This is a genomic window from Granulicella sp. L46 (assembly GCF_009765785.1).
In the GTDB taxonomy this organism is placed as follows: domain Bacteria; phylum Acidobacteriota; class Terriglobia; order Terriglobales; family Acidobacteriaceae; genus Granulicella.
Window position 1 is genome coordinate 436,701 of record NZ_LMUT01000025.1, and the last position, 24,899, is coordinate 461,599.

The following is a 24,899-nucleotide window of genomic DNA, read 5'->3' on the forward strand; positions in this document are numbered from 1 at the left end:
AGTAGTGATGTCTAACCTTAGCAACCAGCAGCGTGGAAGTGTGTATCCAATTGGACTTACTGAATATACATACTTGGCATTGACATTGGTATGGCCATATTACTATGCTTCTGCTGCACAGACAATCGTCGATTGCGAAGCTAGTGAGCGCGAATACACGCAAAACCTACTAAAAGGCATACAAATGGCACTGGCATGGCAGGGGAGTGGGCTCGATGCATCGCTTCGAGTTGGGCGAAGCTGGTTCCAAGGTTATGATCCGATGCGACGCTGGTGGCTTTCGGCACTTTGCGCGGCACTGCCCCTGATTTTGCTGTTCGCCTTGATGGCAGGGTTGCGGATCCGTGCGCATTTGGCAGCTCTCATTTCACTGGTAGTAGCACTCCTGACCGCGATGATTCTTTTCCATATGCCTGCATCGCTAGCCGGGCCGGCCGCGCTTTATGGTGCCGCGTATGGAATATTCCCGATCTTTTGGATTGTGCTCCCTGTGCTGTTTATTTACCAACTCGCTGTGAAGGCAGGCCGCATTGGCCTTCTTCAGGCCTGCCTTGTGAATATAACCAGTGACAGCCGCCTGCAATTGATATTGATTGCATTTTTGTTTGGTGCGTTTTTCGAAGGTATATCGGGATTTGGTACACCAGTGGCGGTGTGTGGAACCATTCTGATCGGTTTGGGGTTTCGCCCGCTACAGGCGGCAAAGCTGGCACTGCTTGCGAACACAGCACCGGTCGCGTTCGGGTCGCTTGGAATTCCGGTAATAGCTCTACACGGGGTGACCGGCCTTGACACACTCTTGCTCACGCGAGTGATGGCCTTTCTGCTGTTTCCGTTCTGCATCGCTGTGCCTTGCTGGCTAATATGGGCGTATGCAGGCTTCCGCAAAATGTACGAGGTGCTGCCGGCAATTCTGGTCGCAGGCGTTAGCTTCGCGACGGTACAGCTTCTTGTCGGCGTATTTCATGGTCCATGGCTGGTCGACATCACTGCGTCAGTGATCAGCTTAGGAATTTTTGTTACTTTTCTGAGGTTTTGGAAACCCTCGCAAATTCTCGACCCAAATCTGCAGACGCTCCACCAGGTAAACGACTTCGAAGTATCACGCAATGTAACGTCGAGGGCAGACGTTTGGGGGGCCTCGGTTCCGTGGGTCATACTCACAGTGTTTGTTGTCCTCTGGGGGATCCCACAGTTCAACAGATGGATCGATGCGCGGACAACGTGGCGCACGGCCGTTCCCGGATTGGATCTCCTGGTCTTTCGAACCGCTCCTATCGTTGCAAAGCCTACCGCTGAAACTGCGGTATTTGTCTTCAACTGGCTGTCAGCGACGGGAAGTGGAATATTCCTCTCTTCGCTACTAATTGCAGCCAGCATGAAGCTACGGCCACGTACCTACCTGGCCGTATTGGGTAAGACGTTGACCTCCGTCGGATTGACGGTGCTCACGATTGCGGCCCTGATGGCGTTTGCGTTTGTGATCCGATTTTCTGGGCTCGATGCGACCCTGGGACTGGCATTCGCTCGAACCGGTCTGCTTTATCCGTTTTTCGGAACTTTGATCGGCTGGATGGGCACCGCGTTCACTGGATCCGACACTTCGTCGAATGTATTGTTCGGAAGCCTACAGAAATTTACAGCATTACAACTGGGAATCCCCCCGGAGCTGATGGCTTCAGCCAACTCAGTTGGCGGCGTCATGGCCAAAATGATTGCCCCACAGAGTCTGGTAGTTGCGAGCACAGCCGTTGGATCCTACGGCAGTGAAGGCACGATTCTGCGCGTTCTGCTGGTGCACAGCATCGCGTTAGCACTTCTCATGTCTATGGCAGTTGCCATCGTAAGCAGGAGTCCATCGTTGTTGCGGCTTGTGCTGTAGCAAGTATGAGCGCCGCGAATGCTATTCGGAGAGCAGGATCCGAAGGTCACGCACATTGTTGCCCGTGGGCCCAGTCATGATCACGTCGCCGATGGCCTCGAGTAAGGGAAAGCTATCGAACCGCTCCAACGCATTCCACATGTTCCACCCCGCAGCCTCCGCACGACTAGCTGTGGTTTCGTCACACACGCCGCCGGCCGCAGAACTGTTGCCGTCCACGCCGTCGGATCCACCGCTAAGTACGGTCCCATGCAAACCGTCCCGAGCGAGGAGCTTGGCGCATTCAAGTGCAAACTGCTGGTTTCGGCCACCTGTTCCATGCAGCTTCGTGAGTGGAACCGAAAGCTCGCCGGCGGACAGCAAGCATATGCGAGGATATTGTTCCCGAAGGCTACGTAGTTTTTCAAGCAGATAGGGAGCCGCCTCTCGATAGTCCCAGTCGTCGCAGGTGTTATCCACGACAACATGAAAACCACGTGAAGCGGCAAACATTCCAGCGATACTACATAGATCGTCGCTTGACAGCAGAGACGTCCATGCCGCTTTACGAAAGGCGGGGTGATCGGCTTTTGGAGTCTCCTCCAACCAAGCTGCTTCAAAGAAGTGCAATAGGTCGGGTGATAGTTGCAGAGATGCCCGGTGATCACGAAGAATCTTCCGGCATTCACTGACCGTGGACGGGTCGGGCAGGGAAGGGCCCGAGCTTACGATATGCAAGAGATTGTTGGGCACATCTGAAATCAGAAGGGTAGATTGTGTTGCGGGATGCGCCGCAACTGCCAATCTTCCTCCTTTCACGCGGGAGAAATGTTTACGCAAAGCGTTCATCTGCTGAATGGGCAAGCCGGAATGCACAAGTGCCTTATGGAATGCGGTCGACTCCTCGAGCGCTATTGTCGGATCAAGTGGCATCTCGACCATCGCTGAAGCGCCACCGCTGATTAGGAACAGTACGAGGGTTTCGGAATCGCTTTGTGACAGTAATCGTAAAATGGCGTCCGCGGCATGTTGCGATGTAACGCCTGGCAAAGGATGATCGCCCTTAAGATATTGAACACGAGGATCGGCCTTTGATGGTAGCGAGCTGCCTACGGCGATGCCGCGAAGCTCCTGGTCATTGCGTAAGAGCGGCCCGACCCTGGAGAGCATCGAGTCCAACATGGGAACTGCAGCTTTGCCCATCGACACGAGGAAAACGCGGCGAAACGTTGCGATGTTGTACTCGTATCTTCCCACCGACAATGTGGTGCCGGATATCTTTACACGCACCGTCATTGCCTCCTCAATGCTGAGGTGGCGAAGTGTCTCAAGAAATAGATCTTTTGCCGTTTCGCGTAAATTCATGAGCCCTTCGTGGCCTTTCCATCGTCGAGAACTTAGAACTGGTGACAACTTGTCCAGTGACTGAGCTCGCCGCAGATGGGTTAATTAGGTAAAACTCCTGTGGCGTTGAGGTGGAAGTCGATGCCTACTCCCGTTGCTGGCTGTGCGGACGAGGTGCCCGAGGGTTGGCCACCTCCGATCCATGCATGCACGGTTCCTGGTATGAGGCGGCGCACGCCTTGTTGATCAACCACACTCAGATTTCGAGAGTTGAGGTGAAAAGACACCGTTTGTTTCTCGCCTCGGTTTAGATGAACGCGGCGATAACCTTCGAGCGAGCGTAGGGGAGTGCCTGGAACGGAGTTTTGAGTTAGGTAAAGTTGAACTACTTCATCTCCGGCCATGTTTCCCGAATTCGCGACGTCGGCGGCGATCGTAATGTCTCCCTCAGCGGCACCTTCGACTGGTTTGACGATGGCATTACTGTAGGCGAATGCGGTGAAGCTAAGACCGTAGCCGAAAGGATACAGGACATCCCCTTTAAAATACCGGTAGGTACGGTTTTCCATTGAGTAGTCATCGAAGGGTGGCAGCTGGCCAGCAGATCGATAGAAGGTCACAGGCAATCGCCCAGCCGGGGAAAAATCTCCAGCAAGAGCGCTGGCAACAGCCTCGCCTCCCGATTCTCCCGGGTACCATGCCTCGATGATGGCTCCAACGTGGTCCTGCGCCCAGTTCACAGAGAGCGGACTTCCGTTCATTAAAACGAGCACGGTGGGCTTGCCGAAACTCGATATCTTTTCGAGAAGATTCTCTTGTGGCTTGGGAAGATCGATTGCCGTGCGGTCGCCACCCGCGAAACCATCGGCATGCATCTTCATCTCCTCACCCTCCACTCTGCCGGAAAGCCCCATCACCAGAACAACTAGATCGGCGCGTTTTGCGGCATCGAGGGCGGCCTTCTCCTCGGTTCCAGGGATGCCCCATTGGAGCCTAGCCTCGGCGCCTCTCACTGTTTGAAAGTATTCAATTTTGATCTTGTATGCATGACCCTGCTTGAGGGGAATTTGCTTTGTGACCGTCGTTGCTGGACGATGCGTCGACCAATCTTCCAGCACGAGTTGATCGTCGATCCAAACGCGGTAGCCGTCCTGTCCCGTGAATCCGACGACGTAATCAGCCGTTTCTGCGGGAACAACCACACCGGTCCAGCGCACAGAGTAATTCTGTGCGAGTTGCGGGGATACGCCCGAAAAACCCCAGGCAAAATTTATAGTCTTATCCACGCGGTGCATGGCAACCGCACCGGTGAGGCTGATGCCACGAAAGTATTCAGCTTTGAGCCCGTGTGTTGCATGGGACGCGTCTGTAAACAGCACGGACTCCGGCACGGGGCGAACGACGGGGCCGACCAGACCGCTGCCTTGAACGTAGTGAATCTGCGAATGGGGAAAGCGGCTACGAATACCAGCCAACACCGTTACGGGGTGAGACGGAGTTCCGTTATAGTTGCCCACGAGTGAATCCAAGCTGTCCGCATTTGGACCAATGACCGCGATCGAAGGGTAGATTTTGCTCAAAGGCAGAAGATGATTGTCGTTCTTCAGAAGCACCAGCGACTCGCGGGCGGCGCGCAGAGCGAGGCGCCGATGCCCTTCGCTATCATTTTCACTCGGGGGAATGTGTTCAAAGGGAACACTGCCAGGTGGGTCGAACATCCCAAGCCTGAACCGAGCCGTGAGGAGGCGCTTTACCGCTGTGTCGATGGTTGCCTCGGAAAGCTGCCCACTGTGAACCGCATTCAAAATTGCCGTGCGCTCATATTTGACGCGATCTTGAGGTGGCTCGCCACAGATAAGGTCAGTCCCACGCTGGATAGACGCGGTGACTGCTGCTTCAATGGTTGGGGTGAAGTGGTGTCCGTGAAAAACGTCGTCGATTGCCCCGCAGTCGGACACGACGTAACCCTTGAAGCCCCAGTCCTTTCGGAGATGCTCGTTCAGTAGCAGGTCACTCGCGCAAGCAGGTTCGCCGTCAAGCGAGTTGTAGGCGCACATGATGGAAGCAGCCTTGCCCTCAGTGATTGCGGCGCGAAATGCTGGCAGATAGGTATCCTCAAGATCATGGCGCGACACTTGAACGTTGACTTCGTGCCGCGTTGACTCCGGGCCACTGTGCACGGCGAAATGCTTGGGCGTGGCAACGGTCTTGAGGTACTTTGGGTCGTCTCCTTGCAAACCCGTGACGAAGGCAACTCCCATGCGGGAGGTTAGAAATGGATCTTCACCATATGTTTCCTGACCTCGACCCCAGCGCGGATCGCGAAAAATGTTGATATTAGGAGACCACGTGGTAAGGCCGTGATACCAGAGACTTGTGCCGTCCTTAGCCACTGTCGCGTTATATTTTGCGCGAAACTCAGTTCCGATCGTAGAGGCGATGTCGTGCACCAGTGGTTCGTCAAACGTAGCTGCGGAGCCTATAGCTTGGGGAAACACGGTCGCCACACCAGCGCGCGCCACACCGTGAAGACCTTCGTTCCACCAGTTGTATTCCGGGATACCTAATCGAGGAATCGCGTCTGAGGTATGGCTCAGTTGAGACACTTTTTCTTCCAGTGACATTACCTGGACAAGATCCTGAACCCGCTGCTCAATAGGGAGTGTCGGATTTCGGAAGGCTGGGGCAGTCTGAGCCGGGACCGAACATACCAAGGTACCCAGTAACGCTATCGTTGCAGTGCTATACAAGCCACAGTCCGATCGTGCACAAGCCTTCATAGTGTCGCACCCTCTCATCCTGGAGAACCACGGAGCGAGAGATCGTAGGGTAATTCTCTGCCCAATCGTTCTCTCATTGACAGTCTTCAATGCAAGAGATACTAATCATATGGTCTGACCATCGTCAACTCTTTCGGACGGCACTGCGACTACGCACTTTTGCTGAAGGCGAGCCTGGAAATGGAAGAAACAAATCACGCGACTGAGCTTTTGGGGTTGTCGCTCATTGGACAGAACGTTGGCTCAACTGCCGGACGATTGTTTCATGGAATTGATCCATCGAACGGCGAACAGTTGCAGCCCGCCTATACGACGACTTCAGAGGAAGAGATCGAGCGCGCGGCGGCGCTTGCATCAGAAGCCGCTGCAGAGTACAGCTCTCTCGCTCCGAGCCGACGAGCAGAGTTTCTCCGCCTTATCGCAGACCAAATTGAACAGCATTCCGAGCTAATCGTTAAAAGAGCACAAAGAGAGAGCGGATTGCCGATCCAGCGCTTGAACGGTGAACTCGCTCGCACTACGGGACAACTGCGTTTATTTGCAAAGATGGTGGAGGACGGCTGGTGGGTAGACGCGCGGATTGACACCGCCGACCCTACTCGAGAACCATCGCCGAAACCCGATGCTCGTTCTATGCTTCAGTCGCTCGGACCGGTGGTGATCTTCGGAGCAAGCAATTTTCCTCTTGCTTTCTCGGTGGCAGGCGGAGACACCGCATCCGCGCTTGCAGCGGGTTGTCCAGTAATCGTGAAAGCCCACCCAGCGCACCCCGGCGTAAGCGAACTTGTGGGCCGGATCATTCAACAATCTGTATCCACTTGTTGTCTGCCCGAAGGCACGTTTTCATTGCTATTCGATGCTGGCATCGAGGTAGGAACCAAGCTTGCAGGGCATCGCCTGGTAAATGCGGTGGCATTTACCGGGTCGGCAGCCGGCGGCAAGGCTTTGATGCGGGTTGCTGCAGATCGCCCCGTACCCATTCCGTGTTTTGCGGAGATGGGAAGTGTGAACCCTCTCGTAATTCTTCCCGGGGCGATGGAGCTCGATGCGCCGGGTGAAGCGAAGGGTTTGCTTGCGTCCTTCACGCTAGGATCGGGACAGTTCTGTACCAAGCCGGGTCTTGTTTTTATTCCAGAAGGTGAAAGTACAGAGAAATTCTTAGGCATTCTGCGGGACGGAGTGGCGGCCATGCCGCCCTCAGGCATGCTCACCTTCGCAATGGCTTCAGCCTATCGTGATCGCACGACCCAAAGAGCTGCTACCGACTCAAGGCTCTTGGCTTGCTCCGGAGGGGACTGGCCGAAGCACAGCGCAGCGGCCGAGGTGAAACTCTTTCAGGTGGCGGTTGCTGAGTATCTCTCGGATAGACAGCTCAGCGAAGAAATCTTTGGACCATCGACGCTGCTTGTCAGCTATCACGACTCGCTAGAACTGATGGCTGCGATCCAGTTACTTGAGGGCCACCTTACGGCAACGGTTCATGGCACGGAAGCCGACCTCCGGCAGGCGGGCGATCTCATTGATGAGCTTCGAACCAAGGTTGGGCGGCTGCTATTCGCCGGCTATCCAACCGGCGTGGAAGTGGGTCACGCGATGATGCACGGGGGCCCGTACCCTGCGAGTTCGGACGCTAGATCGACTTCGGTGGGGACGCGCGCGATGTTGCGCTTTGTTCGACCAGTCTGCTACCAGGACGCTCCCGATTGGCTATTACCACAGGAGTTGCGACGCACGAATCCTTTAGGCATCGTGCGTCTGTTGAACGGGGAATGGACCACTGCTGTCGAGGCCACTTCGTAAGCGACATCCCAAACAGAGAGGCACGCAATGAAGCTCTACAAGACCGACAACGGCCCCTACATCGAATCTGCTGGGAACTGGTATGCCGTTCCAGAGAACAACTTCGACCATCTTCTAAACCAGGCAGATTTAGACGGCTATCTCGCTGAGATCGTCGCTACCGGACACGTTGTGTCTCGCCCAAGCAAAATTCTCGCCCCCATTGGAAGTCAGGAGGTCTGGGCATCGGGGGTGACCTACTTCCGTAGCCGTAATGCGCGCATGGAGGAAAGCAAGGAAGTTGGGGGAGGAGATTTCTATGAACGTGTTTACTCCGCCGAACGACCAGAGCTGTTCTTCAAGTCTGTTGCCAACAAAGTGATTGGCCCAGGCGGGAAGGTCCGCATTCGCCGAGACGCAGCCTGGTCCGTGCCCGAACCCGAACTGGTATTGGTTGTCAATTCAAAGGCAAAAATTATCGGGTACACGGTAGGCAATGATATGAGTTCCCGCGACATCGAGGGGCTCAATCCGCTCTATCTCCCCCAAGCGAAAGTCTACGATGGCGCATGCGCGATTGGTCCATGCATTCTTGTGCAGCCTGACTACCTCCCATCTTCAACCGAAATCAGTATTGAGATCATTCGAAAAGCGGCGTCCGCTTTCGTCGGCACCGTGCAATTGAACGAGATGAAGCGCTCACCGAAAGAGCTAGTTGAATTTCTGTATCGCGAAAACACCTTTGAAGCCGGCTGCATACTCTTTACTGGCACGGGGATCGTACCGCCTGATTCCTTTACGCTGCAGGCGGAAGACGAGATTCGCATAGCAATTGAAGGTATAGGACAACTGGTGAACTCCGTCGCATAGCCCTGTGGCTGCGACACGGCATGCGAGGAGCGTCATGGCTACAAAGAGTGTGGTCCCGATACGGCTGTTGCTTGCTCTGTGGCTGTTCGTACTGAGTGCGGTTTCTTTTCTTGATCGGACAAACATTTCGATTGCCGGGCCCCAGATTATCCGCTCCTATGGGATCAGCAATCAGCGACTCGGCTGGATATTCAGCGCGTTTTTAATCGGCTACGCAGGCTGCCAGATCCCCGCCGGATGGCTGGTCGCGAAATATGGACCGCGCCTGGTGCTCACCGTCAGTGTGGTTTCCTGGGGCGTCATCACGGCTCTCACGACCATTGTTCCTGTGACATCCGCAGCACTTTCGATATTCTTAATTCTTCGATTAATATTGGGCGCGAGTGAAGCAGCTATGTATCCAGGAGCCAATCAATTTGTGGCACGGTGGATACCCCTAGGCGAACGAGGCAGGATAAATGGGTTGATTTTCGCAGGTGTTGGTGCCGGCAGCGGCCTCACCCCGCCCTTGCTGGTTTGGCTGATCGCACACCACGGTTGGAGATCTGCGTTTTGGTTCAGTGCCATCGCCGGTGCGGTAGCCGGAGCCATATGGTGGTTTGCTGCACGCGATACACCAGAGCAACACCCACTCGTCTCCGAATCGGAGCTCGCTCTCATCACACAACAACAAGCGAAGCTACCCGATGACATCCAATTGGATCCGAAACCTTGGTGGGCAGGAGAAACACAGATTTCGTGGCGCTCCATAATGTCATCGCGCGACCTCCCGGCACTCATGCTGTCCTACTTCAGTTTCTGCTATATCGCATGGATATTCTTTAGCTGGTTCTTCATTTATATGGCACAAGCACGTGGCTTCGATATTAAGTCCAGCGCACGCTTTACCATGCTGCCGTTTCTTTCGATGACTGTGTGTTGCCTCGCTGGCGGAGCTCTAAGCGACATTTTCAGTCGCAAGTTCGGGCTTCGCGCAGGTCGGTGCCTCTTGGCCGCGACCGCCTCGGTGTTTACCGGAGTCTTTCTGGTCCTCGGCTCGCAGGTGCACAACCCTGCATTTGGAGGCATTATTCTGGCCGGTGGCGCAGGAATGTTGTATATCGGGCAAAGCTCGTATTGGTCCGTCTCGATCGAGATCGCAGGAAATCGCTCGGGTATCTACTCCAGCATCATTAACATGTCCGGACAAATAGGTGGCGCTGTCACCGCCTCGCTGACACCTTGGGTGGCGAAGCGCTACGGATGGTCGAGTTCGTTTGGAGTCGCGGCCGCTCTCGCCGGCGTATCCGCGGTGTGCTGGCTCTTGGTACGACCGGAACGCAATTTGTCAGTGGGCAATTGAGTGAGATCCCAAGATCCACTTCCGCAGAACAGAGGTTTCGGTAACTTGCTTCTGGCGGTGGCCCACAAAACCTCCTGCGTCGCGACTACAATGCCCGTAAGGAGTGCCCATGTCGCAGCCAAAGCCGGGGGACCGATTCTCATTCTCCTTTCTCGACGAGGAAGGAGAGCGATCGCACAGAGCCGTCGTCGAAAGCATCCTGTCCAACAGCGAGGAGGGCCTCTCCCCGGAGATCGACGACTATGTAGCCGACTGGCTCGAAGCGCTCCCTCTCGACCCGCCTCCCACCTCAGACGTTCCCGTCAAATCCTTCACCGTCATGCTCGGCACCAACAACAAAACCTACATTCAGGGCCGCCTCGTCACCCTGACCTTCGAGCATTAGTCACGTTGGCGTAGACTGCAGGAACTGCGGAGGGCGTTATGGCTTACGAAGAATACAAAGTCCTGCTTTTGGCCAAACAGCGGGAGTTGCTCGCTCAGCAGAACCTCGCCGAACACGACGCCCGGGGCGAGGCTGGCGAACGCGTCCGTGATTGGAGCGATGAAAGCGTCGCAGACGAAGATTCAGGCCTGTCTCTGAAGGAAGCAGATCAGGACACCGCGCTATTGCAGCAGGTTCGGGCCGCCTTGCAACGCATCGAAAACGGCAACTACGGCAAATGCCGGGTGGACGGCAGACCCGTCGAAGAAAAGCGCCTCAAACAGATACCCTGGGCCGTCTATTGCCTGAAACACCAGCTGGAACTCGAGGAAACCTCCCCTCCTCCGGCCACCCTCTAACTCTATGTCCCACGGCGATACGTACCCTATGCCCGGCCTCACTCCCCAGCAGCACCTCGACATCCTTCTCGATCATCTGGCCGAGGCCGAGCGCCAATACGCGGCTGGCGTTCCCTACCCCGATAAAGCCGGAGGCAACTGGCCCGATAAGATCGACACCATCAAAAAGCACATCGCGCAAGCCCGCGAGATCATCGCCAACGACTAGCCCCGCGGGCTGCCCCACAATCTGCCTCTGGCATTCAACTATTGACGACACGCCAAGTCACTCATTGAGGGCTATCACCGTCTGAAAGATCAACGTTCCCTGAAAACGGTGTTTTCGGAAACTTGACCAATCCGGTGGCCAAAACACCCGAAGTTGCCAATAACGAGACTTTGCAGGCATCTCACTCATTCGCTTGTCCAGTGCACCGCCATCCTGGCGTTTTTCTGTCCTAGGGTCGCTCGGCCCTACTTAGGGCAGTGCGCCTTGGGCGCGCCTGTGTTTGAACGCAGACATGACGAAGGCGACAGCATGGGCGGAGTCCGTCCGTGAACACGTCTCTTCGCCTTGATGGGATGACGGTGCTGCTGAGTATGGGCCGCAGCGAGTTTTTCGCTTCGGCGGAAGGAACTCGTGAATGCACAATGCTTTCGGTTCCAGGGCAGTCATAAAAGTCAATTCTCCAGCCGCACGCCTGTCGGACAGCAGGTCCCTCAACGGTATGAGCACCATGCATCTTATTGCGACGAACATGCATCTTTGTGAATCCCGCCTTCGTCTTTAAATGGTGTAGTTCAGTTCCACCCCCACAACAGTTGATACGAGTGTCAAACATTGATGAATTGCGTCGGTATCTCGACGCTCCGCACTGCTCCTACCCTTTCTTTTGGGCAATTTCTCTCTAATTGATTTGGCAATCAAATTGTCTGCAGTTAGCTCGTCAACGGAATTACCAACACGTTACCCGTATAGGAAATTTGCCTCATGAAACAGATTCAGGCCCCCGAAGCAGCACTCCTTCAGTTCTCCCGCATTTCCCCCCAGAAATTCTTCCTCGCATTGGCCCTGCTGTTGGCATCCCTCGTGCTCCCGAGGTATCTGCACGCACAAAACTCCGTAACCGGTGCTCTCACCGGCGTGGTTCAGGATCCGACGGGCGCTATGGTTCCGGGAGCCAACGTCAAGATTGTCGATACCGCCACCAACGCAACCATTAATGTCAAAACCAATGATGCGGGACGCTACACCGCCTCCCTCCTCAAGCCCTCCAGCTATCAGGTCACCGCCAGCGCCAACGGTCTCTCCGGTTCACCGACAACGGTCACCGTACTTGTCGGCCAGGTGCCTAACCTCGACCTCACCGTGAACCCGGCCAACACGGCCAGCACCGTCACGGTAACCGCTCAGGTCGTGCAGTTAACCGATACGCAGTCCCCGGACTCGGTCACCACCCTCACCGAACAGCAGGTCCAGAGCCTTCCCGCTCCCGGCGGAGACATTTCGACCGTCGCCTACACCGCTCCTGGTGTTGTCCTCAACTCCGGCGGAGCCTACGGCAACTTCAGCTCGGACGGCCTGCCCGGCACCTCTAATCTCTATGTCTTGAACGGCTATGACGACGAAGATCCCTTCCTGAACCTCAACAACTCCGGTTCCAGCAACCTCACCCTTGGCCAGGGCGAAATCTCCGAGGCCGCCGTGGTGCAGAACGGCTACAGTGCGCAGTACGGCCGCGCCGCCGGGATCATCATCGACTGGACCACCAAGTCGGGCAGCAACCACTTCCACGGAGCCGCCGACTACTGGTACAACGGCAGCGCCCTCAACGCCAATGACTGGTTCCGCAAGCAGTCAGGCGTCGGTCGCCCCCACGCCGTCTCCAACCAATGGGCAGCCAACGGCGGTGGCCCCATCATCAAGGACAAGCTCTTCTTCTTCGCCGACTACGAAGGCCTTCGTTATGTCCTGCCGGCGTCCGGCTACGTCGCCTTCCCAACGCAGCCCTTTGAGCAGGCGCTGCTGGCCCGAGTGCCCGCGGCGAATGTGCCCTTCTATCAGCAGGCCTTCAACCTCTACAACGCGTCGCCTAACTATGCCAACGCGGTCCCGGTCACCACAGGCAACGGCCTTCTCCAGGACAGTACCGGCACCCTGGGTTGCGGATCGGCTGCCGCTCTTGGTATTGCCGCGCCTGGCGGTGGCACCTTCGGCACCACCGCTCCCTGCACCGCCGCCGCTCTCGGTACGGCTTCCAATACGAACGAGGAGTGGCTCTTCACCGGTCGCGCCGACTGGAACATCAGCCCCAGGAACAAGCTCTTCGGACGCTACAAGATGGATCGCGGCTCTCAGCCCACCTACACCAACTTCGTCAGCCCGGTCTTCAACACCATCAGCAAGCAGCCAGCCTATGAAGGTCAGTTGAACGATACCTACATCGTCAAGCCCAACATCATCAATCAATTCATCTTCGCCGCCAACTGGTACACCGCTTTCTTCGGACCTGCGGATACAAACGCAACGCTGGCGGCCTTCCCCACCTATCTCAGCTCGATCCTCGATGGCGGCTCCAATGGATCCGCGGCTTTCGCAGGCAACATGGTGCTGGGGCTGCCTAACAGCTATATCGACGGCCGCAACATTACCCAGTATCAGTTCGTCGACGACCTCTCCATCGTCAAGGGCAACCATACTCTTCGCTTCGGCTATGACTTCCGTCGAGTCGATATCTCCGACTTCGACTCGCAGCAGAATTTCGCAGGAACCTACGCTCTCTTCATGAGCGATTTCGCGAACGGATCCATGAACCCGGCCGGCTTTAGTGATGGTTCGAACTTCTCTCAATCGCTCACCAACCAAAAGACGGCTTACCTCGCCCTCTACAATTTGGGCGTGTATGCGCAGGACCAATGGCAGATCCAACCCAGGCTGAAGCTGACTCTCGGCATCCGTTTCGACCGTACCGGCAATCCGCTCTGCAACAATAACTGCTTCTCGCTCTACAATGGCGCCTTCCCGCACCCCGGCGTCACCACGATGACTCCCTATAACCAGCTGATCACTTCCAACCAGGCCCACCCCTTCGCCAGCGTCCCCAAGATCAATCCGCAGGGCCGCATCGGCTTCAACTATGACGTCACCGGCAACGGCCGCACTGTTATCCGCGGCGGCTTTGGTATGTTTACCGATCTCTATCCGGCCGGCTTCCTCGATGGCTTCATCGATAACCTGCCCAACGTCTATAGCACGACCATCACCACCGGGGATATTGGCAACGCCACCGTTCCTGGAACGGCCATGGCCAACTCCCTCGCCTCGTTCAATGCCGTCGAGGCCGGCATCTCCACCGGAGCCAGCTCAGACTCCTTGTCCCAGGCCGTCCCCTCCTACGCGCCTCCAACCTTCACCGTCGCCCCACACGAGTTCAAGAACCCGACTTACCTTGAGTTCAGCCTGCAGCTTCAGCACCAGTTCACCAGGAGTGATGCCGTTATCCTGGCCTACGCTGGCAACACCGGTTACGACGAGATCATCACCAACGGTACCGTCAACGCGGCCTCCGCCACCAACTTTGGTGGTCTGCCCACAGGTCAGCCTGATCCGAACTTTGCGGGTGTGATCAGCTACACCAATGCCGCGCATTCGAACTACAACGGCGCCTCCATTACCTACAAGCACGCCGACAGCAAGGGCCTCACCGTCGACGCAACCTACACCTACAGCAAGGCCATGGATGATTCCTCCAACGGCGGCATCACCAACGAGCCTTTCAACTTCAACTCCTTCAACGCCAGATCCAACTGGCAGATCGATCCCAACAGCGTGGGCCGTCTGAACTACTCGGTGTCCGACTACGACATCCGCAACAGTTTCCTGCTGGACTTCGTCTACGCCCTGCCGTTCCAGTTCCACAACCCCATCGAGAACCAGGTGCTGAGCGGCTGGACCGTCTCCGGCAAGAGCTTCTACCGCAGCGGTCAACCCTTCACCGTCTACAACAGCGCCGCGTCCGCCGCCAACACCAACGGCACGGATCTTAGCGGCGTCCTGGTCGACATCACCAATCCAAGCATCAACCATCACTGCGGTTCGAGTGCCGCGGTCACGCCTTGCCTAAGCACCGCGGAGTTCACCCCCTACAACACCCAGACCGACTTCGGCAATGCTCCGCGCAACCAGTTCACCGGACCGCACTACGCAGACACCGATCTCGCAGTGAATAAGAGGCTCTACCAGCGCAACTCTCTGAGTGTCCAGATCGGTGCGAATGCCTTCAACGTCTTCAACCATCCGAACTTCGCCTTGCCGGCTGCAGACATCGCTAGCGGCGGCTTTGGAACCATCACCTCCATCGCAGCTCCGCCCACCAGCCCCTACGGATCCTTCCAGGGCGCAGGTGTTGGCGGCCGCGTTGTCCAGGTCTTCGGCAAAGTCAACTTCTGATCTCACCCCATCAGGAATTTCCAGGGGACGGCTTCGGCCGTCCCATTTTTTTCCCCTCGTAAGCCGCCCGTCAACCTCACCAGCGTAAACAACAGGCGGCCTGTTTCTTCAGCGGACGCTGGACGCGACCCTTGGCCGGTTGGCCACCATTGAGCTCATCTTCGGCAATGCCCGGCTGCGCTTGCATTGGTATCCCTCTACGGATCATCGAGTTCAACTATTAAAGAAGGCTTTGTCGGCCGTTCAGCTAGCCGCTCCGTTTTTCATCATTAGATCGGTATCAAAGCTGAGCCCAAGTGCTTCTCGAAAGGTTTGGCTATTGCCAAGCTCGAATCTCAGTTGTTGATATCAGGCCAATGCACTCTCTGATCCCGGGGTTGTTTGCGAAAAACGGTGTTTTCTGCAACTACACAAACCCCAAACGATACTGATGCTTCTACCAGTATCTTCCTGCGACGAGAGCTGCTAGCGTCGTCCAAGACGGCGGATATTCCGAAGTCAGGCACTCCCCTTAACAGAAAAGGAAGTCGACAGACAAATGACATTTAAGTCACTCCTGCCATTGTTCGCGGCTGCTGCACTACTTATGCCTTTGGTCCAGGCGCAAGCTCCTGTCTTTGCGGTCACACCGGCCTCCAGCACGATTACGTTCAACGTGAAGTCCTCGGTTTCTATAGTCGGCAAGTTCGACAGCTGGGACGCCACTCTAACGTTTACCTCTTCCGACGTAACCTCGGGGGTTTTGGACATCAAGGTGCAGGCGGCCAGCGTAAATACGGGTAGTGGCATGAAGGACAGCAAACTGAAAAGTAAGGACTTCTTCGACGTTGATCACAACCCTCTGATCACCTTTAAGTCGAGCAAAATTGTCCAAACCGGTCCAACCACCTTTGAGATACCGGGCACGTTTACAATCCGCGGAGTTTCCAAGCAGGAAACGTTGAACTTGACGATTTTTGGCACAAAAGGCTCGGGTTCGGGTGAGATCAAGGGAATGATGGCTTTTGATCGCAAGGACTATGGAGTGGATGGCAGCATTCCTTTCATCAAGATCGCCGACCGCGTCGAGGTAAATGTGGACCTCAAAGTAAAGCGCGTCAGTGGCCCGGCGTTGACTTTCAAACAATAGCTCTTATGGCCACGCAGAAGTCTCGAAAGCCTTCTTCCAAGTAACAAATCATTTCAGTAATACAAAAATGACCGCAGCGGCCTTTTAGTTCGGAGATATTGGAACTAATCGGCCTGGCATGACGGCACCCCCGGAAGAACCTGAAAGACGGGCGTTTCGGCAACTTCGAATAGGAACCGAGTTGAGCCTCCGCTTAGCAGAAGAAGGACAACGGCAAAGAGAACCAGTATCTTGAAAAGTCTGCGAACGAGGGTTATGACCGCAAGTTTCTCGGTCCTGCCCGCGGCCACGGAGCGCTGCGCCGCGGCGTTGGAGATAATATTAAAGAGCGGGCGAAAAACCACCCGCAACCTAGCGTGCCTAGGACCCTGGCGACTGCAGTCCAGTAGGTTCGGCCGAGAGCCGACACTGCCACTGTCTCTGCACCCCAAGCAGCTAGTGACAGCAGCAGCAGCCGCACTGGCTGGTTCAATTGTTGAAGGGAGACACTACTGTGTTCGGCGGCACATGCACGTTTCTAATCCCAAGGCGCCCCCTCCCAGGAAGTAAGATGGCGGCCCGGTGCTGGAATTCGATGCGAGGATCGGATAACCGCAGTGTCAATCATTAAGATCTAAGATGTTCTGATTTCACACCGAACGCGTCTATTCATCGTGCGAGCGCCCTGGAGGCATCAATGGCACAGGCGGAAGAACAAAGCAGACTCAAAGAAGCCAGAGAACACATTTCTCCCTGGAAGAAATGGGGACCTTACCTCAGCGAACGGCAGTGGGGCACCGTGCGTGAGGACTATAGCGCTAATGGCGATGCCTGGGATTATTTCACTCACGATCAGGCGAGATCGCGGGCCTATCGGTGGGGTGAGGACGGGCTGGCGGGAATCAGCGACGAGCATCAGATCTTGTGCTTTGCGATCGCCTTATGGAACGGGAAAGACCCGATCCTCAAGGAGCGACTCTTCGGCCTGACCAACAGCGAGGGCAATCACGGCGAGGATGTGAAGGAGTATTACTTCTACCTCGACAGCACCCCCACCCACTCCTACATGAAGTACCTCTACAAGTATCCGCACACTGCCTATCCCTATGAAGACCTCATTAAGACCAACCGGGAGCGTGGCCGGGGCGCGCCTGAATACGAGTTACTGGATACCGGGATTTTTAATGAAGATCATTACTTTGATGTCTTCGTGGAATACGCGAAGGCAGATGCGGAGAACATTGAAATCAAGATAAGCGTCGCCAACCGGGGACCGGAGGCAGCGACCCTCCACGTGCTGCCAACACTGTGGTTTCGAAACACATGGATGTGGTCAGACGCAGGCAGCAAACCCAAGCTGAACGGAACCAAAGAAGCTGGGTTCGGAGTGATCTCGGCCCATCATACCGACCCACTCTTCCAGGAGTCACTCGCGGACTACGCCTTGTACTGCGAAGGAGATGTGCCGCTGCTCTTCACGGAAAATGAAAACAACAACCAAAAACTATTCGGAACCAACAATGCATCGCCCTATGTAAAAGATGCGTTTCATACGTTCCTGGTGCAGGGAAAGAACGAGGCGGTCAATCCCGTCATGGAGGGCACAAAGGCTGCTCCTCATTACACGCTGAATGTTGCTGCTGGAAAGACGGAGGTCGTGCGTCTGCACCTGGGCCGAGCTTCCGCTAAACAGAAGGTCTCTCCCTTTGAAGAGTTCGACGACGTGTTCGCAGCGCGACTGAAAGAGGCAGACGAGTTCTACGACGGAATCACGCCCGCAAAGGTAAAGGCCGATCCCGACCGCGCCATGGTGCTGCGCCAGGCGATGGCTGGCATGCTGTGGAGCAAACAGTATTTCTACTACGACCTGAATGTCTGGCTGAGAGAACATCAGGTGGAACCGACAAGTCCTGCTGATCTAAGAGACAAGGTACGCAACGGCGAGTGGTTCCACATGTACAACAACGACATTATCTCGATGCCGGATAAGTGGGAGTATCCCTGGTATGCAGCGTGGGATCTCGCGTTTCATATGCTGGCGTTCCAAGTCGTGGATCCTGATTTTGCGAAGGAACAGCTCATGCTGATCCTGCGCAACGACTATCAGCACCCCAATGGGCAGGTACCGGCGTACGAGTGGAACTTCGGGGATACCAATCCGCCGGTACACGCTTATGCGACGATGCAGATTTACATGAGCGACAAGGAGAGGAACGGCGGCAAGGGCGACTTGCAGTTCCTGACGTATGCCTTCTCCAAGCTGCTGGTGAATTTTACCTGGTGGCTGAACCGAAAGGATCGCTCAGGAAACAATCTCTTCGAAGGCGGATTTCTAGGCCTGGATAATATCGGGGTATTCGATCGGAGCGCGCCGTTGCCGGGTGGCGGCCACCTCGAACAGGCGGACGGAACAGCATGGATGGTCTTCTTCAGCCAGCAGATGCTGCGCATTGCGGTGGAACTGGCTTTGCATTATCAGGTCTTCGAAGAGTATGTCAGCAAGTTCTTCGAGCATACGATGTGGATTGCCGGAGCCATGGATCGCATGGGCAAAGCCCAGGACACGATGTGGGACGAGGAAGATGGCTTTTTCTATGACGTTCTGCGGATGCCGAACGGCGATGCGTTTCGCTTGAAAGTGCGTTCGATGGTTGGCTTGCTGCCACTGGCCGCAGTCGCCATCTTTGAGGACGACATCATGTCCAAGCTGCCGAACTTTGCCAGGAGTGCCAAACTTTTTATGACCAGGCATCCGGAGCTGGCGGCGAATCTGCATATGCCGGGCGCACAGGGCTTAGCCGGGAGACGACTCCTCTCTACAGTGAACGAGGCGAAGTTGCGGAGAATTCTAACCCGTATGCTGGATGAGAACGAATTCTTTGGTCCCCATGGAATTCGCGCGCTATCGCTCCATCACCGCGAACATCCATTTGAGTTTGACATTGCAGGGCAGAAGTATTCGGTCGGATATCTTCCGGGCGATTCGGACAGCGGGATGTTCGGAGGCAACTCGAATTGGAGAGGCCCGGTGTGGATGCCCGTAAACTTCCTCCTCTATACAGCGCTGCTGCGGCTTGGCGCGTATTACGGAGATGACTTCACCATTGAGTGCCCAACCGGTTCGGGAAAGCTGATGACCTTGTTCCAGGTAGCCAAGGTGTTAGGAGAGCGGCTCATCGGAACGTTCGTCAAAGACAGTTCAGGCAGACGGCCTGTTTACGGAAGCGCGGAGAAGTTCCAGACAGATCCGCACTGGCGCGACAACGTCCTCTTCTTTGAGTACTTCAACGGAGATACCGGCGCCGGTGTTGGCGCGAGCCACCAGACTGGATGGACCGGATGCATCGCTCGAGTCATTCAAGCCAATGGAGCCTTCGATGAAGCAGATATCGCCAAACCGGACGCCGAGCGACGCGCCATCAGACTGGGGCAAGGCCAGACAGCAGAGCAGATCGACGCTACGGTCGTAGCGAAATAAAGATGAGTTCCAGAATGCCCGAGTCCAATTTCTCGAATTTCACCTCTAGTTCTTAGACCTTCGAGGAAACGGGAGCGCTATCTGTCGCGCGTGGAGGATAGACAGCATTCCCATAGGAACCTGAGGATGGTCTACTCCACACAATCGCCGGCGGATTGCCACGTTATCGACCTTCGCGGAAAACGGGGCGGTCTCAACGGGTCGCTGCAACGCTGGCTTGGAGTTTACTAGCAGGAGTTTCAAAGCCCAAAGTTTTCCTCGGGCGTTGATTGAGTCGCAGTGCCACTTTGTCGATCACGCTGACTGGAGGAGCAACGCTGCCAGTTGTCTTATCCCTCACCACCACTGATAGTGGCTAGCGCAACGTTCCCCACACGAGTAAGAAGGTGGGGGTCGCTGGCAAAAAATCCGCGGATAAGGAAACGCCGCGAACAGGGACTGAGAACCAAACAAGGAAGTTCCCCCTTTGCGATTTTTCGCGAAGGGGGAATGGGTACTAAAACGAAGTCAAGCCTACCGCCGCGAAGACGATCCGGTCGCTACCGGAAGGCTGGACCGTGGCAGCTTCCAACGCCCTTGTCACTGTAAGTAGCCGGTCCAGTTGTCTGTGCAGGATCCTTCAGTGCCGACTCGAAATCCCACGCGTACCCGTTCGGATTGAGCGTCAGGCCCATCACGCCCCAGAATTCTCCAGTGCCCGCCTCGAGATTCTCTGCGTTGAAGTTCGGGTTGCCGCTAGGATCTTCCATGTTCGTTTCGCCTGCGCCGGACGTCACAGTGGTTGTGACGACCGGATCGAGTGTCTCGCCGCCGGTGCCCACGACGAATTCACGTATGCCTCTCCTTGGATCTGACTTTCCAGAGGGGTCAAGCGGGCGGTAGCGGCCATAGAGGTGGTCGTGTCCGTTCAGAACCAGATCGGCTCCGTGCTCGTAGAGGAGCTGCCAAAATTGCTGAGCGGTCGGGCCCTCAGGTACGGCGATTCCGTTGGTGGGGCTGAACACGGGCTGATGCCAGTAGGCGAGTGTGCACGCGGAATGATTCGCCGAGAGATCGTTTTTCAGCCATTCGAGTTCGGAAGCAATCCAGGAGCCCGTGCAGCCGCCCGGCTGCGTTTCGCACTCGATATTGAGCGAGATAAGATGCCACGAACCCAGATTATAGGAATACCAGCCATCTCCGACCCCGACTGGGCCGCCAGTGCTGTTGGTTCCGAGTCCGCCCGACTGCGCGAAGTGCCCGGCCTGTCCATCAGAATGCGGCACGGGCTGGGTGAAGGTTCCGTCGGTGTCAGGGTTGTCAGAGATAGTAGCCGTCATTACGGTTCCATCGGTATTGTGCTGGACGCCGTTGAAGTAGGAGAAGTATCCGTAGCCTGCAACGCCGATCGCGCCGTGCTCGGTATAAAACTCGTGGTTGCCGGGCGCAGGCCGCGTGATCAGTTTGAAAGCGCCATACGTCGTCTCGTAGGAGTTCTCAAAGTCGGAATATTGGCCTACCTGGTATTGCTCATCTCCGAGGAGCGCGACAAGGTCAGGCTTCATATTCTCAATCTGTTGCGCAGTGGCCGCCTGGGATGCGAGCAGATTCTGAGCGGTGTCGCCGCTGCAGTTTTCACCCGGCTTCTCGCCACTCTCTTCCTCGCCTGGCTGGCAGGCAACGTCGCCCACTACCGCCAACACCGGCGAGCCTTGCAGCCTGTTGTACGGCCACGGATTGTCGTTCGGCATCCAATTGCCGCTTGACCAGCCCTTGCTGTGCCACCACTGATTGTTATTGAAGTTCTCGTTCTGCGCCTTAGCCCCAACTGCAAATACCATGACCGAGGCGGTCGCCCCCATGAGCACCGCGGCCCGCAACTTTCTCCGAATCGTCTCCATGCGATTTCTCCTATTCTGACTTGTGTTAAATGGTTGCTACAGCCTTCCGTTTGTAGCCTTCCGACGTTGCGCTTGTATGACAAATGTGTGAAAAAGCGCAGTCCGCTTCTTGGAAGGATCGTTCATGCCACCCGCAAGACAAAATGCGTGATGCTACCGAGGAGAACGGGGCCTCGCGTAAACAAACGCGTCATCGATCGTGGTGACCGGTTGGCAGGCGAGGCGTTGCTTTTAGGCGTAGCGAAACAGCGCCATGAATCCAAAGTCCATGTGTTGCTGGATATGGCAGTGAAACAGCGTCAGGCCCGGCTGATCGGCGACGAGATCCACCGTCGCGCGCCCAAATGCTGGAACGATCACCGTATCCTTCTTGATTCCGGCAGTCGGCTTGCCGTTGAGTTCGACGAGCTCGAACAGGTGCCGGTGGATATGCAGGGGGTGAGAATCGTCGCTGCGATTGTGGAACACCAGCCGGTAGCGGCGTCCCTGTCGCAACACGAATTCCCGTTCATGCGGATATTCTTTGCCGTTGACGAGCCAGTGATTGATACCATTGGGTCCGCCAGGTACTTTTTCAAAGACCATGTCGATTGTCTGGTCTGGCGCGGGATGCGGCGCGTTGGTGCCAAAGATGGTGTAGTCCCAGCGCGACCTCGGAGGCGGAGTCCATAGCGCGCGCTGCTTTTGATTGGCGTACTCCACCACGATGCCCATTCCGGATTGCCGCGCGGCATTGCGGATCTCCCCTAAAATCCAGACGCCCGGATTATTCATCTCCACGATCGCGTCCACACGCTCGCCCGGGGCGATCTCAATCACATCGACCGCCTGAGGCACCGGCACGGGATTGCCGTCGAGAGCGATTACCTGAAACTTGTGGCCGGGCAAAGCCACGCGATGAATTTGGGCGGCGCTGGCATTGAGTAGGTGTATCAGGACGCGCTGACCCGACTGCACGCGGAGCGGTTCCCCTGCTCCGAGCATCTTGTCGTTAATCGAGTAAAGAGGAGCGCTGACTTCGAGTCCGTTCGGTCGCAGGTCTGGAGTGGCGGGTTTTTCGGGCATCGGGTCTCTGGGATCCGCCTCCATCTCGTCCTGATCCATCGTTGACAGAAAGTATTGCCATTCACGCAGCGCCAGGAAGACTTCTTGATCGTAGCGTCCAGGCTCATTTGCGGAATCGATCATAAAAAAACCGAACTGGCCGGTGTAGGAGCCTCGGTGCAGATCCATCATGGCTGCGGTATGCGAGTGATACCACCGCGAGCCCGCCGGCTTGGCCACGAATTGATAGCGCCGCCTGCCGTGGGGCGGCACCGGCGGCGTGCCTTCTTCCTCCACTCCATCTACTTCCGACGGAACGAACAAGCCATGCCAATGCACGTACTCCGGAACGTCCGTGTCGTTCACAACATCAACCGTGACGGACCGGCCCTCTCGCGTCCGTAGGAGGGGACCGGGGACTTTATTGTTGTATCCGATCGTGCTGATTACAACCTGCGGGGCTAGCTCAACCATCATGGGCGCGATTTGCAAAGTAAAATCTGCTGCCCGCTCGTTGGCCTTCCGTTCAGAAGGCACCATCAGATGCTGTGGCGCCTCCCCGAACCCGGGCCGCAACTTGCCTGTCCCGGTCGCGATCATGGTGGCCCATCCAAGTCGTACAAAATCCCTTCGCTTCACACGATCCTCATCCCGGCTGCGAATGCCACCATAGGCCCGAGCGTTTCGTCGAGAATTGGGAAGTCCATCATTCTGCTCCCTATCAATTTGCCTCGGTAAGACTAGGCGCCTGGATTCAATTCTTTCGGAACGACCTCGATTTGAGTCCCGACAAACGCGCTTCTCCTCAGCGATGCTACTGGATTAGTGCCAAATCGCCAACGCACTCACGAAGGAAAATCATAACGGGAAGTCGGCTGGGCAGAGTGAAAACATAGTTCTCTGGAAACGGCGTTTTCGCAAACCTATGAATCGCCACTAGTATCAGCGCCGAGCGAACTGACCGAGGAACCTCGCTCGAAGGTCTCCTGCACGACTCAAGTGGATACGCTTCAGCGCGATGTCTTCGAAAAGTTTTTCAGCGCCAGCCCTTCCATGTTCCCCCTGCCGATAGGATATCGAACAGTTATGAAGGGAAACTCTTGCCAAACATAGGGAGGCCGCTGACAGATTCGGCCCTAGTTGCCTCATCCTGCAAGACGTCCCAATGCTCTTTAAGGAGACCATCTTCGAATCGGACAACATCGGCCGCAATCCAGGCCGCGGGCCTTCCAATTCCCGTAAAACGGCCGTGCGCGATGACGTAATCGCCCTCTGCGACAATCAGTTGGTTTTCGTAGCGCAACGTGTCTGGCGACGAGCGCACCAAAGCGAACAGTCCTTCGCGTCCTGGTGCAATGTGCGCGCTGTGCTGGATGTAACTCGGCGACCAGAAGTGTTCTGCTGCAGCATAGTCGCGTTTATTGAAGAGAGTGTCGAAGGCTTCGAGAACGATCGCCTTGTTCTGTGCGGGTGTTGTCTTTGGCATGTTCAGCTCCTGTTTTCTTACGATGATTGGTACTTTGGGTAATCGGAATAACCATGCGCTCCAGAGGCATACACGGTTTCCCATTCAACCTCTGCAAGAGAGACATTCTCGGCAAATCTCTGGACGAGGTCAGGATTTGCGATATAAGGCACGGGTTCGCGGACACGAGCCTCCAGCAACTGGAACGAGTCACAGGCGTAAACAAGTCAGGGCTGTATACCGAGTTCCGGGGCAAGGAAGATCTATTTGTAGCCTGCCTTCGGCACTATCTTGAGAGCCAAGGGAGGAGAGGACTTCTGATCAGGGAGCCCCTGGGCTGGAAGAACGTCGAGACATTTCTCAAAAACGGTCCTCTCAACAAGGGTGAGAAGCAGGGATGTTTTTCCGTCAACTCCATGCGCGAGTTCGCTATCCTTCCGGCTGAAGCGTATGGGGCCGTGACGGAGAATCGGGGGTTGTTACAGCGTCTTCTTTCAATGAACATCGAGGCAGAAAAGCCAAAGATGGCGGCGTCTGCAATTGCGGAGATGGTGCTCTCCTTCTTCTCCGGATTATGTATTGAGAGCAACCTGAAACCCCGGAAGGCCTCGTCGGCGCGCAACATCGAGAACTTTATGACGGCCCTTCGCAGGCTCTAAGTCGAACGGTCAGTCCCCTGAAGTCGGCTAGTGTCCGCCGATCTGTCCAGGCGCGATCCCTGATTGGCGCCAACAAG

The 24,899-nt window shown here is 56.0% G+C and carries 16 protein-coding genes; 11 read left to right on the forward strand and 5 right to left on the reverse strand.

The features are described 5' to 3' along the window. Positions 1 to 7 precede the first annotated feature (7 nt). Positions 8 to 1,882, forward strand: a complete 1,875-nt coding sequence (locus GSQ80_RS21835) for an L-lactate permease (protein WP_216850516.1) — start codon at positions 8 to 10, stop codon at positions 1,880 to 1,882. A 21-nt stretch (positions 1,883 to 1,903) separates the two neighbouring features. On the opposite strand, the gene GSQ80_RS21840 is transcribed toward GSQ80_RS21835, so the two are convergent. Both GSQ80_RS21840 and GSQ80_RS21845 read right to left on the reverse strand, forming a co-directional pair. Beyond that, on the reverse strand, positions 1,904 to 3,226 hold the full coding sequence (locus GSQ80_RS21840) for a glycerate kinase (protein ID WP_158789744.1): 1,323 nt from the start codon (positions 3,224 to 3,226) through the stop codon (positions 1,904 to 1,906). Between the two features lie 80 nt (positions 3,227 to 3,306). Next, positions 3,307 to 5,955, reverse strand: coding sequence for a glycoside hydrolase family 3 protein (locus tag GSQ80_RS21845; RefSeq protein ID WP_158789745.1), 2,649 nt, complete (start codon positions 5,953 to 5,955; stop codon positions 3,307 to 3,309). A 210-nt stretch (positions 5,956 to 6,165) separates the two neighbouring features. Between GSQ80_RS21845 and GSQ80_RS21850 the strand changes: the two genes are divergently transcribed. From GSQ80_RS21850 to GSQ80_RS21890, 9 genes are all read left to right on the forward strand, one after another. Continuing rightward, positions 6,166 to 7,785, forward strand: coding sequence for an aldehyde dehydrogenase (NADP(+)) (locus GSQ80_RS21850; protein WP_158789746.1), 1,620 nt, complete (start codon positions 6,166 to 6,168; stop codon positions 7,783 to 7,785). A gap of 27 nt (positions 7,786 to 7,812) precedes the next feature. Continuing rightward, a complete protein-coding gene (locus GSQ80_RS21855; RefSeq protein WP_158789747.1) occupies positions 7,813 to 8,634 on the forward strand; it encodes a fumarylacetoacetate hydrolase family protein in 822 nt (273 codons plus the stop codon). Positions 8,635 to 8,668: 34 nt separating this feature from the next. Beyond that, positions 8,669 to 9,976: an MFS transporter gene (locus tag GSQ80_RS21860; protein WP_158789748.1), complete on the forward strand. Its 1,308-nt coding sequence runs from the start codon at positions 8,669 to 8,671 to the stop codon at positions 9,974 to 9,976. Positions 9,977 to 10,085: 109 nt separating this feature from the next. Continuing rightward, positions 10,086 to 10,361, forward strand: coding sequence for a hypothetical protein (locus tag GSQ80_RS21865; RefSeq protein WP_158789749.1), 276 nt, complete (start codon positions 10,086 to 10,088; stop codon positions 10,359 to 10,361). 38 nt (positions 10,362 to 10,399) lie between these two features. Next, a complete protein-coding gene (locus GSQ80_RS21870) occupies positions 10,400 to 10,759 on the forward strand; it encodes a TraR/DksA C4-type zinc finger protein (RefSeq protein ID WP_158789750.1) in 360 nt (119 codons plus the stop codon). A gap of 4 nt (positions 10,760 to 10,763) precedes the next feature. Next, the gene (locus GSQ80_RS21875; protein ID WP_216850517.1) at positions 10,764 to 10,967 is read left to right on the forward strand and encodes a hypothetical protein; all 204 of its coding nucleotides are present in this window, start codon (positions 10,764 to 10,766) and stop codon (positions 10,965 to 10,967) included. 762 nt (positions 10,968 to 11,729) lie between these two features. Next, positions 11,730 to 15,188: a TonB-dependent receptor gene (locus tag GSQ80_RS21880; protein ID WP_158789752.1), complete on the forward strand. Its 3,459-nt coding sequence runs from the start codon at positions 11,730 to 11,732 to the stop codon at positions 15,186 to 15,188. A 538-nt stretch (positions 15,189 to 15,726) separates the two neighbouring features. After that, positions 15,727 to 16,317, forward strand: coding sequence for a YceI family protein (locus GSQ80_RS21885; protein WP_158789753.1), 591 nt, complete (start codon positions 15,727 to 15,729; stop codon positions 16,315 to 16,317). 676 nt (positions 16,318 to 16,993) lie between these two features. Next, positions 16,994 to 19,774 (forward strand): glucosidase, encoded by a 2,781-nt coding sequence (locus GSQ80_RS21890; protein ID WP_216850519.1) that lies wholly within the window; start codon positions 16,994 to 16,996, stop codon positions 19,772 to 19,774. Between the two features lie 539 nt (positions 19,775 to 20,313). Here GSQ80_RS21890 and GSQ80_RS21895 read toward each other — a convergent pair. The 3 genes from GSQ80_RS21895 to GSQ80_RS21905 form a co-directional block, all read right to left on the reverse strand. Continuing rightward, positions 20,314 to 21,654 (reverse strand): metallophosphoesterase, encoded by a 1,341-nt coding sequence (locus GSQ80_RS21895; protein ID WP_158789754.1) that lies wholly within the window; start codon positions 21,652 to 21,654, stop codon positions 20,314 to 20,316. 231 nt (positions 21,655 to 21,885) lie between these two features. After that, the gene (locus GSQ80_RS21900) at positions 21,886 to 23,298 is read right to left on the reverse strand and encodes a multicopper oxidase domain-containing protein (RefSeq protein ID WP_158789956.1); all 1,413 of its coding nucleotides are present in this window, start codon (positions 23,296 to 23,298) and stop codon (positions 21,886 to 21,888) included. A 484-nt stretch (positions 23,299 to 23,782) separates the two neighbouring features. Next, complete coding sequence (locus tag GSQ80_RS21905; protein WP_158789755.1) at positions 23,783 to 24,184, reverse strand: nuclear transport factor 2 family protein; 402 nt, start codon at positions 24,182 to 24,184, stop codon at positions 23,783 to 23,785. A gap of 53 nt (positions 24,185 to 24,237) precedes the next feature. On the opposite strand from GSQ80_RS21905, the gene GSQ80_RS21910 reads away from it, so the two are divergent. Then, the gene (locus GSQ80_RS21910) at positions 24,238 to 24,822 is read left to right on the forward strand and encodes a TetR/AcrR family transcriptional regulator (protein ID WP_158789756.1); all 585 of its coding nucleotides are present in this window, start codon (positions 24,238 to 24,240) and stop codon (positions 24,820 to 24,822) included. Positions 24,823 to 24,899: the final 77 nt, after the last annotated feature.